Origin of the sequence: Campylobacter sp. MIT 97-5078 (assembly GCF_006864455.1) — a bacterium.
Lineage (GTDB): Bacteria > Campylobacterota > Campylobacteria > Campylobacterales > Campylobacteraceae > Campylobacter_D.
In genome coordinates, this window is the sequence record NZ_QHLK01000012.1 from 1 (window position 1) to 13,561 (window position 13,561).

At 33.8% G+C, this 13,561-nt stretch carries 10 protein-coding genes and 2 pseudogenes; 5 read left to right on the plus strand and 7 right to left on the minus strand.

The annotated features are described in order from the left end of the window. Positions 1 to 1,167, plus strand: a 1,167-nt coding sequence (locus DMB91_RS06720; RefSeq protein ID WP_143116874.1) for a DUF2972 domain-containing protein, incomplete at its 5' end; no start/stop codon positions are given. Between the two features lie 147 nt (positions 1,168 to 1,314). Here the strand turns inward: DMB91_RS06720 and DMB91_RS09235 are convergent. Both DMB91_RS09235 and DMB91_RS06730 read right to left on the minus strand, forming a co-directional pair. Beyond that, positions 1,315 to 2,925: pseudogene (locus tag DMB91_RS09235) on the minus strand (methyl-accepting chemotaxis protein); the annotation flags it as partial. A gap of 232 nt (positions 2,926 to 3,157) precedes the next feature. Next, a pseudogene (locus DMB91_RS06730) lies at positions 3,158 to 3,517 on the minus strand (LysR family transcriptional regulator); the annotation flags it as partial. Between the two features lie 191 nt (positions 3,518 to 3,708). Between DMB91_RS06730 and DMB91_RS06735 the strand changes: the two are divergent. From DMB91_RS06735 to DMB91_RS06750, 4 genes are all read left to right on the plus strand, one after another. After that, positions 3,709 to 4,314 (plus strand): TetR/AcrR family transcriptional regulator, encoded by a 606-nt coding sequence (locus tag DMB91_RS06735; protein WP_034903264.1) that lies wholly within the window; start codon positions 3,709 to 3,711, stop codon positions 4,312 to 4,314. Between the two features lie 115 nt (positions 4,315 to 4,429). After that, the gene (locus DMB91_RS06740; protein ID WP_034903773.1) at positions 4,430 to 5,533 is read left to right on the plus strand and encodes an efflux RND transporter periplasmic adaptor subunit; all 1,104 of its coding nucleotides are present in this window, start codon (positions 4,430 to 4,432) and stop codon (positions 5,531 to 5,533) included. Further along, positions 5,533 to 8,670 carry an efflux RND transporter permease subunit gene (locus DMB91_RS06745; protein ID WP_034903261.1) on the plus strand — a complete coding sequence of 1,046 codons (3,138 nt, stop codon included), beginning with the start codon at positions 5,533 to 5,535 and terminating at the stop codon, positions 8,668 to 8,670. Before DMB91_RS06740 ends, DMB91_RS06745 begins: the two co-directional genes overlap by 1 nt. Next, a complete protein-coding gene (locus tag DMB91_RS06750; RefSeq protein WP_034903770.1) occupies positions 8,663 to 10,147 on the plus strand; it encodes an efflux transporter outer membrane subunit in 1,485 nt (494 codons plus the stop codon). Before DMB91_RS06745 ends, DMB91_RS06750 begins: the two co-directional genes overlap by 8 nt. A gap of 9 nt (positions 10,148 to 10,156) precedes the next feature. On the opposite strand, the gene DMB91_RS06755 is transcribed toward DMB91_RS06750, so the two are convergent. The 5 genes from DMB91_RS06755 to glmM all read right to left on the minus strand — a co-directional run bounded on the left by DMB91_RS06755 (position 10,157) and on the right by glmM (position 13,431). After that, positions 10,157 to 10,456, minus strand: a complete 300-nt coding sequence (locus DMB91_RS06755; protein ID WP_034903257.1) for a DUF2860 family protein — start codon at positions 10,454 to 10,456, stop codon at positions 10,157 to 10,159. Positions 10,457 to 10,761: 305 nt separating this feature from the next. Further along, positions 10,762 to 11,016 (minus strand): CmeU family protein, encoded by a 255-nt coding sequence (cmeU, locus tag DMB91_RS06760; RefSeq protein ID WP_034903254.1) that lies wholly within the window; start codon positions 11,014 to 11,016, stop codon positions 10,762 to 10,764. A gap of 21 nt (positions 11,017 to 11,037) precedes the next feature. Further along, entirely contained in the window at positions 11,038 to 11,484 is a 447-nt protein-coding gene (gene hemJ, locus DMB91_RS06765; protein WP_034903251.1) for a protoporphyrinogen oxidase HemJ, read from the minus strand. A 137-nt stretch (positions 11,485 to 11,621) separates the two neighbouring features. Continuing rightward, entirely contained in the window at positions 11,622 to 12,101 is a 480-nt protein-coding gene (gene lspA / locus DMB91_RS06770) for a signal peptidase II (protein WP_034903248.1), read from the minus strand. After that, positions 12,094 to 13,431 (minus strand): phosphoglucosamine mutase, encoded by a 1,338-nt coding sequence (glmM, locus tag DMB91_RS06775; RefSeq protein WP_034903499.1) that lies wholly within the window; start codon positions 13,429 to 13,431, stop codon positions 12,094 to 12,096. Before glmM ends, lspA begins: the two co-directional genes overlap by 8 nt. Positions 13,432 to 13,561: the final 130 nt, after the last annotated feature.

Sequence of the window (13,561 nt, forward strand, 5' to 3'; positions counted from 1 at the left end):
AAAACGAGTGAAAATAATACTGATCAAGATGAGTTTAATACAAGCAAAACTTTATCTTATACTGATATAGAAGCTGAAGTGGCTTGGGATTTGAATTTGCAGATACCAAAAGGTTATAAGTTTATAGTTATCACAGCTTCTTTTACTGCACATTCTGCTGTTATACGAAACTTAAAAAAGTGTAATGTGCATATCATGAACGATCATGTCATTGATGATATAAAAAGACATTTTATTTATGATTATACACAAAGCCTAGAGAATAAAGCTCCTGTAGTTATAAACATCACTTTATATAATTTTGCTCGTGGATTGTCAAATGCTCAAAGAATGCTTTCATTCACTCATCATACAAGCCCTATTTTATGGGTAGTTCGAGATCCTATATCAAAACTTAAATCAAGCCTAAACAATTCTTGGGCTAAGCCAAATTTGGTGTATAACTTTGATGAAAATAGCAATTTATCTGCCCTTGATAATAGACTTTATTTTCATATAGACATAAACAAGGATTTAAAAGAACGCATTAAAATTTCTTTAGGCATTAATACCCTTGCTTACGCACCATTATTTGAATATAGTCAAAAATTAGGTTTTTCTCACATTTCTTTTCTTGATTTTAAAGAGCTTGATGAAAATAAACTTTTTAATACTTTTTGTAAGCTTGCTGAGAAATTTGATTTTAATACTCCTCAAAGCAAAAATGATTTTTCTGATATAACTTACGTTCAACTTTTTAGTGGTATTTTACCCTTGCATTACAAAATAAAAAATATAGAATTTCTTATCAGTGCCTATAAATGCGAAGGTATTGAAATAAGTAAGCTTTTAGGCTTAAAAAAAGACTTTTTTGAAAGAGAATTTAATATCTATACAAAAGAAGAAAACATAACTATCATAAAACAAGAAAAAACTTTATTTAAAGGGCAAATTCAAGACTTTATTCTTATCTTGAAAAATGTTATTGACTATACCAATGAAAATTTAAAAACAACAGAAGAAAAAATTATTGATTTAGCAAGTAAAGATCAAGAATTAAGACTTTTACTTAAAGAAACTTTAAATAAAGAAGCTAAATTTGTAAAACAAACCCGCCCTGACATCATCGCTTCTTGGAAATACTATAATGAATTTGAAAAAATGTGCGAGGAGTTGGATGAAAAATAGAAAAATAAACTTAAAAGCACATCAATTTAGGCTATAATTGCTTTTTATGTTTTGTTTTGAAAAATTATCAATACTCATCAATACTTGATTTGTGCTAAACACACAAGGTGTTTAACTGCAAACCAAGCTTATTAACTATGTTTTTCTTTAAAATTTCTTTCTTTGCACATCAACGATGATTTTATTAGCGATATCATCTACTTTTTGAGAAAGTTCATTGGTTTGATTAACCACTTCAAGACTTTCTTGCATCATTGTTTTTAAAGAAGCTATGCTGTCATTGATGATATCAAGTCCTTGAGCTTGTTCTTTTACTGAATCAGACATTTCATTAACGCTTTGAGTGAGTATATTGATATTTGCTTCAATTTCACTTAAAGATTTTCCTGTTCTCTCAGCCAAATTTCGCACCTCATCAGCTACCACCGCGAAGCCCCTGCCATGCTCGCCAGCCCTTGCTGCTTCAATAGCTGCATTGAGGGCTAAAAGATTGGTTTGCTCGGCTATATCTTTGATCACAACAACGATATTTTTAATATCTTCAGCCTTTAAACTTGCCTCGCCGGTTTTTTCGCTCGCACTATGCATAGATGAGCTGATTTGTTCTACCGCCGCAGCCGAATCTTCAAGCGAGTGCATTTGTGCTTTGTTTTCTTCGACGAGCTTAAGCATAAGCTCTTTAAGTTCATCAGATGAGCGAGCCAAATTATGCGCGAAATTTGATGAGGCACTAAGCATATTTTTAATCTCTTTACCTAGGATGTTTGTAGTTACTTCAACACTTCCTTGAGCATTTTTAATCTCAGTTGTAAAATCCAAATTTTTGTATGCCTCAAATACCCGTCCAATTTCGTTTGTATCAGAGCCGATATTCTTTTGCAAGTCATCAAACAAGGCATTTAAAACATCTTTAAGCTTTAAAAGCTGAGGGTTTGAAGGAATTTTATCAAGCCTTGTTGTTAGGTTTCCATCTTCGATCTGTTTTGCTGTTTCCATCACTTGAGTCACCATTGTTTTATCGGCATTTAAGTTATGGATGGTGCTTGTAACATTGCTGTCAAGCATTTTGCACATATCATGGAATTCATCTTTACTTTTAGTTATTTTAATACTAACATTATCGACTTTATGGTTGATAAATTCAAAAAATGATTTCAAATTTTGAGAAACAGTCGCGATAGAACGAGTGATATCTATACAAAAACCTAGCACAAAAGCAATAAGTATCAAAAAAAGTATTACAGAAACAGCAAAAGCAATCAAAAACATATGATCAAGCCAATCAATAATATGAGCCGTTCCTTTATTTGCCTCATTTTGCAAGGTATCTGTATAAATTGCCGTTGAAATCCAAATTTCATCAGTATTTGGTATCATCACCGCATAGCCTGTTTTTTCAGCAATATTAGTTGTGCCATCTAGTAAAGGCTTAGTAAAATAAAACTTTACAAACCCCCCCCCCCTCTTTGCTGCCTTATATAACTCATCAATAAAAGCTATGCCATTGGTGTCTTTTATTCCGGTTAAATCCTTGCCAAGCAAGTCTTTACGCACCGGATGAGCTACAAATTTAGTGCGTTGGCATGCAAAATAATAGCCACTTTTATCTTTTTCATAACGAAAATCTTCAATCATATCAGCGATGATTTGTCTCTTTTCTTCTTCGCTTGAAACATTTTTAAGCACATCTCCCATAGCTTGCGCCATAGAAAGAGCAAGAAGTTTTACCTTCTCTTCGGCTTGATGTTGATATACTTCATAAATTTTCTCTGTTAGAAAAACACTGGCTTTAGAATTATTATAATAAAATTGAGAAAAAATAACCGCAACAATAATAAAAATACCTGTTCCTAAAATCGCTGCTTTAGTTTTGATGTTAAAACGCATATATCCCTCCTATTTAATACTTATGAAATCCTCATATAACCTACATCATAGCAAAAAATAAATTTATTTCAACTTAAAAAATAAAATGACGCAGAAAATAAGATTATTTATCGCTTTTAAAAAGCTCTTTAAAACGTTTGTTTGCAAAATCTTCTATATCTTTGCAAAGAATTTGATAGTTTTTCATAAGTTCCAATGCTCTTGGAGTAAGCTTTGTGCCTGATTCTTTACTGCGTCCTTGTTTGGTAATGACAAGCTCTTCTTCTGTGTTTTTCTGCAAAACTTGAAGGTGTGTCCATGCTTTTTTGTAATTAATCCCCATAAGTTTTGAGGCTTTAAGTATGCTTCCACTTTGCTCTATAAGCTCTAAAAGTTCGCTTTTACCCTTACCAAACAAAAGCTCATTGTCAGCATTTTCTATCCAAGTCTTTGTTTTTACGATCAATTTATCTTTTTTTTCCTTCATTTTCATCAACCAACTTTTTACAAAATGCGTTTATTATAACTCAATTTACATAATAAAAATATGAATTCTTTATTATTTACAAATTATTCATAAATTTTATAATTTTTAAGTTTTTTATTTTTATTTATAGTAATTTATATTATACTTAAACGTTTAAATTTTTATCATAAAAATTTCAAAGGATAGCAATGGCTAGAAAACTGACCCAAAGAGCGATAGCAAGGCAAAATAAAATCAAAACCGTAGCTTTAGAATGCTTTTTAGAAAAAGGTTATGAAGATACAAGTTTAAATGAAATTATCAAAAAAAGTGGGGGTTCTTTTTCGAGCATTTATACTTATTTTGAGAGCAAAGAAGGCTTGCTTTTGGAAGTTTTAAGCGATGAGATTAGAAGGCATTTTAATTTTTTTAAAAATTTAGAAAATGACGCAGCTACGGATTTAAGAAATTTTTTACTTCATTTTTCACAAATTTTTTTAAAAAAATTTAATGATTGCACCACTGTAGCTCTAGCAAGGATTATCTATTCTCAAATTTACAATCTTCAAGGTATGATGAAAGAGTGGTTTAAAGTCAATCAAGACTTTTTTGCTGATACCATACTCATCAAACGTTTTAAAAGAGAAAAAAATCCTTATCTTAAAGAAAATGCTGAACAACTTAGCAAGCTTCTTTGCACTTTGATTAAAGCACCATTTGAAAGTTGTGTATTTAGCAACACCACTATGAATGAGCAAGAGCAACAAAAACATATTGAATTTTGTGTGGATTTTTTCTTAAAAAAACTCGTGTAATATTTAATCCCATTTACCAAAATTTGTTTATAATTTTAATTTACTATTTTGTAATAAAAATTACACAAAAATAAAATTTACAAAAACTGAATTTTATAAAGGAAAATACATGTACATGCAGATTACAACAATACGAGTATTTCTAACTTTGAGTTTGGCTTTATTTTGGCTGGGTTGTAGTGGCGAAAAACCACAGCAACAAGGTATGCCTCCTATGCCTGTGCAAACTATGCTTGCTTTAGGAGAAGATATAAGCATAAGTTATTCTTACCCAGCCAAGCTTGTAAGCGAAGAAGATGTGGTGCTTAAGCCAAAAGTAAGCGGTGCGATCACTCAAAAGCTGTTTAAGGCTGGCGATAGAGTTAAAAAAGATCAAGTGCTTTTTATCATCGAACAAGACAAATATCAAGCAGCCAATGAGGTCGCTAAAGGCGAATGGCTCGTTGCTAGAGCAAATTTTTATAATGCCCAACAAGAACATGAAAGAAACGAAGCCTTAATCGCTAAACAAGCTATCTCTAAAAAAGAATATGATACTTCTTTGGCTGCTTTTAGAAGTGCAACAGCGAATTTAGAATCTGCTGCTGCAAGCTATAAAAATGCCCAAATTGATCTGAATTATTCTAGTGTTTCAGCCCCGTTTGATGGTGTAGTAGGTGATGCTTTAGTCAATGTTGGTGAGTATGTTAATGCCACCACAAGCGAGCTTGTAAGGATTACAAATTTAAATCCAATCTATGCTGATTTTTATATCTCAGACAAAGACAAAATGAAGCTTGATCAAGGCTTAAGTAATAACACCCTTGAATTTGCAAACCCGGAAGCAAATATCACTATATTAGGACAAAATTTCAAAGGCAGGGTGTATTTTATCTCTTCAGTGATTGAAAATAACAGCGCAAATGTCAAAGCAAAAGCGATCTTTGATAATAACGAAAGCAAGCTTATACCCGGCACTATCACAACCATCTCTATGAATGGCTTTTTACAAAAAAAAGCATATAAAATTCCACAAATTGCCGTTATGCAAGATCAAAAAGAAGCCTTTGTTTATACGATAGATAATGGAAAAGTGAAAAAAACACCTATACAAATAGCCTATCAGGACAATCAATTCATTATCGCTTCAGGTGGCTTAAAAGATGGCGATAAAATCATTTTAGATAATTTTAAGAAAATTTCAGTAGGCTCAAGCGTGCAAGAAGCTGGGAGTAGGTAATGTTTTCTAAATTCTTTATCGAACGACCTGTATTTGCTTCAGTTGTAGCAATTATCATCTCATTAGCTGGAGCTGTGAGTATGTATTTTTTGCCTATAGAGCAATACCCAAGCCTTACTCCGCCAACCGTTAGCGTAAGTGCGACTTATACGGGAGCAGACGCTAAAACTATAGCCGAAGTTATCGCTACGCCTATAGAAGATGCGATCAATGGGGTTGAAAATATGATCTATGTAGAATCAACTTCATCATCAGCTGGCACTATGAGACTAACAGCATATTTTAAAATAGGCACTGATCCTGATCAAGCAACCATTGATGTTAACAACAGAATTTCAGCTGCTACTGCAAAGCTTCCTGAAAGTGTGCGTCGTTTGGGCGTAACCGTAAGAAAGGCTTCATCATCTATGCTTGAAGCTATTACAATAAACTCAAGCGATGGCTCGATGAATGCAACTGAAATTTATAATTATATCATCGTAAATGTCTTAGATGATATAAAAAGAGTTAAAGGCGTGGGCGATGCTACGGCTATTGGAAATAAAAACTATTCAATGCGTGTTTGGCTCAAACCGGATTTGTTGAATAAATTTGGCATAACAGCCACAGAAGTTATCGCTGCAATAAACGATCAAAACGAACAATACGCTACTGGTAAAATAGGCGAAGAACCGGTTGCTGAAAAATCGCCTTTTGTGTATTCAATCACTATGCAAGGAAGGCTTAAAACGCCAGCTGAATTTGAAAATATCACTTTAAGAGCAAACGAAGATGGCTCTTTTATCCGCATTAAAGATGTTGCTGATGTTGAGATAGGCTCTCAACAATATTCTTCTCAAGGGCGTTTAAATGGCAATGATGCTGTGCCTATTATGATTAACCTACAATCTGGAGCAAATGCTGTAGAAACAGCCAAGCTCGTCGCAGCTAAAATGGAAGAACTTTCTAAGAATTTTCCTCAAGGCTTACAATACAGCATTCCTTATGATACAACAACCTTTGTAAATGCTTCTATTCATGAGGTGAGCAAAACCTTTGTTGAAGCCTTTGTTTTGGTTATTTTGATCATGTATTTATTCCTTAAGAATTTCAGATCAACCTTTATCCCTATGGTTGCTATTCCGGTTTCTTTGCTTGGAACCTTTGCTGGGCTTTATGTATTGGGCTTTTCTATAAATTTACTCACACTTTTTGCTCTGATCTTAGCTATTGGTATAGTAGTTGATGATGCGATCATCGTGGTTGAAAACATCGATAGAATCATACATGAAGATAAAAATATCAGCATAAAAGATGCCGCCATTGAATCTATGAAAGAAATTACTTCTCCGGTTATTTCTATCGTTTTGGTGCTTTGTGCGGTGTTTATCCCAGTTTCTTTTATGGGCGGTTTTACCGGACAAATTCAAAGACAATTTGCTCTTACCCTAGCCATTTCAGTAACAATTTCTGGCTTTGTGGCTTTAACACTTACACCTTCAATGTGTGCTTTATTTTTAAGACGCAACATGGGTGAACCTTTTAAGATAGTGCAAAAATTCAATGACCTTTTTGACCATTCGACACGAATTTTTACCTCTTGCGTAGCATTTATACTCACAAAGGCATGGCTTTTTGTGGCACTTTTTATAGGAATGATTTTACTCACTCTTGGACTATATAGCATCGTGCCAAAATCACTAGTGCCTGCTGAAGATCAAGGCATTATGATCGCTATTACAAATTTACCACCTGCTTCAGCTTTGCATAGAACGGTTAATTATATTGATGATTTGGGTAAAGATTTTAATTCAAACTCTGATATTCAAAGCAATATGTCTATGATTGGTTATGATCTTTTCACAAGTTCTTTGAAAGAAAATGCTGGCGTGTCCTTTGTGATTATGAAGGATTGGAGTGAAAGAGATATTACTTCAGCACAGCTTTCAGGCTATTATAATCAAAAATATTTTATGAATCCAGTTGGACAAACTTTCTTTGTCAATCCGCCACCTATTCAAGGGTTAAGCTTAACGGGTGGTTTTGATATGTATGTGCAAAACAGAAGCGGAAAAAGCTATGAAGAAATTCAAAAAGATGTTGATATGCTCGTTGCAGAAGCTCGCAAAAGACCGGATTTGCAAAATGTGCGAACTACACTTAATACGAGCTTTCCGCAATTTAAAGCCGAGATCGACAGAGATAAGCTTAAATTCTACAATCTTACTATGAGTGATGTTTTTGGCACGCTTGCAGCAACGGTTGGAAGTTATTATGTCAATGATTTTTCTATGCTTGGAAAAACTTTTCAAGTCAATGTTAGAGCTTTAGGGGATTTTAGAAATACTCAAGAAGCACTTAAAAATATCTTTGTGCGTTCTTCAACGGGAGCAATGGTATCTTTAGACTCTGTGCTTACTCTTCAAAGAAGTATAGGACCTGATGATGTAAAACGTTTCAATCTCTTCCCAGCTGCACAAGTGCAAGGCGATCCAGCACCAGGCTTTACCTCAGGACAGGCTATACAAGCTATCAGCGAGGTAGCAGCTCAAACTTTAGGCGATGATTATACCATAGCTTGGAGTGGTTCGGCATATCAAGAAGTGAGTAGTTCAAATTCTGGACTTATTTCTATGAGCTTTGGGCTCATTTTTGTGTTTTTAATCCTTGCTGCTCAATATGAAAGATGGCTTATGCCTTTAGCTGTCGTTACAGCTGTGCCATTTGCTGTATTTGGTTCCTTGCTTTTTGTATGGCTTAGAGGCTTTGTAAGTCCGGCGGTAAGTAATGATATATATTTTCAAACCGGACTTTTACTCCTCATAGGGCTTTCAGCAAAAAATGCGATCTTAATCGTTGAATTTGCTATGGAAACACACCTTAAACAAGGTAAAAGCATATTTGACTCTGCGGTTGAGGCAGCAAAATTAAGATTTCGCCCAATTTGTATGACTTCTCTTGCATTTTGTTTAGGAATTTTGCCTTTGGCTGTTGCTACAGGTGCTGGAAGTTCAAGTCGCCACTCACTTGGCACAGGGCTTTTAGGCGGAATGATCGCTGCTTCAACACTAGCACTTTTATTTGTGCCTTTATTCTTTTACTTGCTTGAAAGCTTTAATGCTTGGCTTGATAGAAAGAGAGGAAAAACTCATGCGTAATTTTATATCTCTTGCAACTTGCTTCGTGCTGGCGGGTTGTTCTTTAAAGCCTTTTTACGAAGCTCCTCAAGCTCGTTTTAATGCAAGTGCAAATATGCTTGAATGTATGGAAGATCAAGGGTTAAAATGCAGCCAAAACACAAACAATCAAGTGCGTTTTGATAGACAATGGTGGAGACTTTTTAACGATGTTAAACTTAATGAACTTGTCGAAAAAGCCCTTGCAAATAACACAGACTTAAGAATTTCTTTTCTTCACTTTGAACAAGCTGCACAAACTTTAGGTATTAATCGAAGTGATTTGTTTCCAAAACTTGATGCAAGTGCTGGTGTAACACGTTCAAGCACAGGTAAAAATGCTAATTCTTTTGGTGTAAGACAGACTAAAAATAACTTTAATATGGGCTTAAATTTAAGCTATGAACTTGATTTGTGGGGCAAATACAGAGATGGGTATTTTGCAGCAAATAAAGCTTATGAAGCTTCAGCATATGATTTTGAAGCAGCAAGACTTAGCCTTATTTCAAATGTTGTTAAACTCTATTTTAACGCTATAAATCTTACAAATCAGGTGCAAATTTTAGAAGAAGGCGTGCAAGATTACACAACGAGCTATGAGCTAAAAAATGAGCAATTTAAAGTCGGGGCTATTGGTGAATATGAGCTTTTAAGCTTTAAAGCCCAGCTTGAAAGCGCAAGGACTCAACTTGTCAGCGCAAAGGCAAACAAAGATAATAACGACAAGGCTTTAATGATACTCGTTTCGGCAAATCTTGATGATATTTTATACGCAACTTCAACGCAAAATAAGATTGAAAATTTCAAAGTCGAACTTCCTCAAGGCATAAGCAGTGAAATTTTACTACAAAGACCAGATATTCAAGCAGCTTTAGCTAGACTTGAACAAAGAAACTATCTTGTAGGTGTTGCAAGAACGGCATTTTTGCCAAATATTTCTTTAACCGGACTTTTAGGATTTCAAAGTACGCAGCTTAATAACCTTGTCGAAAATCCTAGTGTAACGTGGAATGGCGGAACAAGTGCTTTGATGCCGATTTTTCATTGGGGCGAGATTAATGCGAATGTAAATTTAGCTAAGCTTTCCAAAGATGAAGCTTTTTTAAACTATGAAAGCACTTTAAAAACGGCTTTTGGAGAGGTAAGAACAGCCCTTGTTGAAAGACAAAGTGCTTTTATGAATGAGAAAAATTATGCTGATTTACTTTCTTCTCAAGAAAAAATCTTTGAGCTTTCTCAAATTCGCTATGATAATGGCAGCATTTCACTTAACGATCTTTTGAGCGCTAGAAGCAATTATCTTAATGCTAAGTTAAACTATGAAAGCTCTGTTTATACGCTTTTAAGCTCTGTTGTTGATGTGATAAAAGCCTTTGGCGGAGGTTTTGACGCTAAAGATAATTACGAACGCAATCTTGAAGAAAGTGCTACAAAACTTGATATGTCTTTTAGAGAGTAATTTTACTCTCTAAAATCTATACCCTAAACCAAGAAGCAAAAACTGAAATTGTTCATCATAAAAGTTGATACTATTTTCTCTTAGCTCAAAGCCATAATTTGCAAAAGCATAAGCTTTTTTATAGCTTAAAATTCCTAATTTTACAAGGTTGAAATTCGCTTTTATATTGTGTGCTTTTTGTATATCATTAAAAATCACATTGCTTTTTAAAGCTTTAAGATGAGAATAGTCAAACTTAGAATAAAATATAGCTTTGAGATAAAGGAAATTTAGCTTGTAAATTAAAGCCATATCTTTGAAATGTTGCAACCCTACCCTTCAGCGTCATTATAATCAATGCAAAATTTACACTTAAAAAGCAAGTAAGGATTTACATATGCTTTTTTACGCAAAGAGTTTAAAAACTCATTTTATAATTACTATGATAACTCAAGCCCAAAGAAATTACACTCAATGCCACTAAAGTTTTTAAGATAAATCCTATCATCACTTAAGAAATTTTATACACAAGTTCAGCATTGATAAAAATGCTACTCTTATATCTTTGTGTTTATCACTATATGAAGCTAAGAAAACTTTGATCTGCCCAAGTAGATACTCTACTTTAAAACGAGCTAAAAATCCTTACTTAAATCCTTATCCATATCTATATCATAAGCCTTATAAATTCGTGGCAAAATCTTGCGAATAGCATAATCATAACGATGGAAAAGCTTGTGAAAATCCCTTAAATTTGCATCATCTAATTTTTCAAAATCAAAAATATTTAAACCCTCTTTTTTTGGAATTTTTGCATCAAAAAAGGCATAAAATTCCTTCCTTTGTCTAAAAAGCTCGTTTAAATCAGCAACGATTTGTTCTTTGTTCATTTATTATCCTTTTTTTTAAATTTAAAACACCCTTACTATCATCACCACCAGTATGGCAATCATTAAAAGCGTCGGGATTTCATTGTATGCACGAAAAAAACGCCCACTTTTTTGGCAACGATCATTTTGAAGCTGTCTTAAAAAACGCCAATTATCAAAATGATATATAAGCAAAAGCAAAGCCAAAGTAAGCTTAGCATGGATATGTGGCTGTTTCATCAAAATAGGATTTGCTGCAAGCATTAAAAAAGCTGTAAGCAAGGTAACAAACATCGCTGGCATGGCTATACCTTTGAAAAGCTTGCGTTCTTGCACTTTTACCACACTTACAAAACCATCATTATCCTTATGCTCGCTATGATATACAAACAAACGAGGTAGATAAAATAAAGCTGCCATCCACGAAATAAAGCCAGCATAATGCAAAGCCTTCACCCAAAGATAATGTTGTGAAATAAAATCAAGCATTGTATTTCCTTAAAATAAATCAAAATCAAACCCCTCATTATATCAAAAAAGAATGAATTCAGCGCAAAGAAGGCTAAAAGCTAAATCTTAAGCGAAATTAAGCTTTTAAAAAATACAAATATGAAGAAAAATCAAACCTATACTTTTTTGGCTTTAAAAAACAATTCTTTGATGATGATTAAGGCTACTCCAAAATTTATCATCACATCAGCGACATTAAACACTGCAAATTCAAACCACTTGTGCCAAAAAAACATATCTACCACGCCCACATACACAAAGCGATCAAGTAAATTTGAACTTCCAGCTGCTAAAATCATTGCAAAGGCTACAAAATGTTCTTTTAAAAAGCTTTTTTGCCAAAGCAAATATCCACTTAAAACAAGGAGTAAAAAAAGGTGTAAGTATTTTAAATAGCCCTTGAAAAAGCTTAGCATTGAAAAAGCCACGCCATCATTATACACTAAAACCAAATCCATATACTCGCTTTTAAAAGCAGTGTTAAAATTTGGCATTTTATTAATACCTAGATACTCAATAGCTAAAAATTTACTCAACTGATCAAGCACAAAAACAGCGATAAAAATGAGAAAAAAAAGCCAAATTTTCTTAGGCATTCAAGGCTTTCTTGAAAAACTCCACTACATTTTTCATCTCTTTTTCAAGCACGCTAGCATTTTTGCTTTCTATAAGCAAACGAATAAGATTTTCTGTGCCTGAGTATCTAAATAAACTATTTAAACCCTTATCCTGCAAGCTTTTTTCAAGCTCTTTTAAGCCTTTTAGCTTGCTTAAGTCTTTTTTCTCACTGATTTTAAGATTGACAAGTTTTTGCGGGTAAGGCTTGATTTGATTTAAAATCGCACTTGCTTTTTTATCTTTTGAGAGCATTAAAGCACTAAATTGAAGTGCGGCTATAAGTCCATCTCCGGTTTTAGCATAATCAGTAAAAACTATATGTCCGCTTTGCTCTCCGCCAAAATTACCATTAAGCTCTTTGAGCTTTTCAAGCACAAACTTATCACCAACCCCACAAGTTGCAAAGTCAATTTTATGCTTATTTAAAAACTCTTTTAAAGCCCCATTACTCATTATAGTAGCAACTACAACTGAATTTAGCTTACCTTGTTCTTTTAAAAAAAGTGCTAAAACCCCAAGCAAACTATCGCCATTTGCAACTTCTCCCTTTTCATCAACCACCACAAGCCTATCAGCGTCCCCATCAAAAGCAAAACCCACATCAGCACGAAGTTTTTTTACCTCTAAAGCTAAATTTGCAGGGTGAAGTGCACCGCAATTTTCGTTGATATTAAGCCCATTTGGCTTATCACTTAACACTATAACTTCAGCACCAAGCTCTTTAAAGATAGTAGGAGCAACCTTATAAGCTGCACCATTTGCCACATCTAAAACTACTCTTAAGTTTTTAAGTGTTAAATTTTTTGGAAAAGAATTTTTTATACTTACTATATAACGCCCTATAACATCATCAATCCTCTTACTTTGCCCTATGAAAGCGTTTTGATTTTTAGCATTTTGTATAAGTTTGTCATCAAAATAAATCTTTTCGATCTGTCTTTCAGCCTCTTCACTAAGCTTGTTGCCATGTGTATCAAAGAATTTAATGCCATTATCATAATAAGGATTATGAGAAGCTGAAATCATAATGCCTGCATCACAACGCATATCCTCAGTTAAAAAAGCAATGGCAGGCGTTGGCATAGGCCCTATTTGAATGACATTATAGCCTATGGAAGTAAGCCCTGAAACTATGGCATTTTCGATCATATAGCCACTGCGACGCGTGTCTTTACCAACTAGAATATTATTTGTTATAGCCTTATCTTTAAAATAAATCCCAGCTGCCATTGCTAAACGCATGGCTAAAAAGCTATCCAAAAACTCACCAGCCTTACCACGCACGCCATCAGTTCCAAAAAGTTTCATCATTTATCCTTAAATTTAGCTTTAAAAACAAAGATTATAGCAAATTAGCCTAAAAGTTGAATAAACAAAAATATAAAATCTTGGGCATAAAAAGCGATTTGCCTAAAATAAGCTTGTGAGTTTTAAAACT

Coding starts and splice junctions, on each gene's coding strand:
- DMB91_RS06735 (WP_034903264.1), top strand. CDS start 3,709: ATGGCTAGAAAACTGACCCAAAGAGCGATAGCAAGGCAAAATAAAATC.
- DMB91_RS06740 (WP_034903773.1), top strand. CDS start 4,430: ATGCAGATTACAACAATACGAGTATTTCTAACTTTGAGTTTGGCTTTA.
- DMB91_RS06745 (WP_034903261.1), top strand. CDS start 5,533: ATGTTTTCTAAATTCTTTATCGAACGACCTGTATTTGCTTCAGTTGTA.
- DMB91_RS06750 (WP_034903770.1), top strand. CDS start 8,663: ATGCGTAATTTTATATCTCTTGCAACTTGCTTCGTGCTGGCGGGTTGT.
- cmeU (WP_034903254.1), bottom strand. CDS start 11,016: ATGAACAAAGAACAAATCGTTGCTGATTTAAACGAGCTTTTTAGACAA.
- hemJ (WP_034903251.1), bottom strand. CDS start 11,484: ATGCTTGATTTTATTTCACAACATTATCTTTGGGTGAAGGCTTTGCAT.
- lspA (WP_034903248.1), bottom strand. CDS start 12,101: ATGCCTAAGAAAATTTGGCTTTTTTTTCTCATTTTTATCGCTGTTTTT.
- glmM (WP_034903499.1), bottom strand. CDS start 13,431: ATGAAACTTTTTGGAACTGATGGCGTGCGTGGTAAGGCTGGTGAGTTT.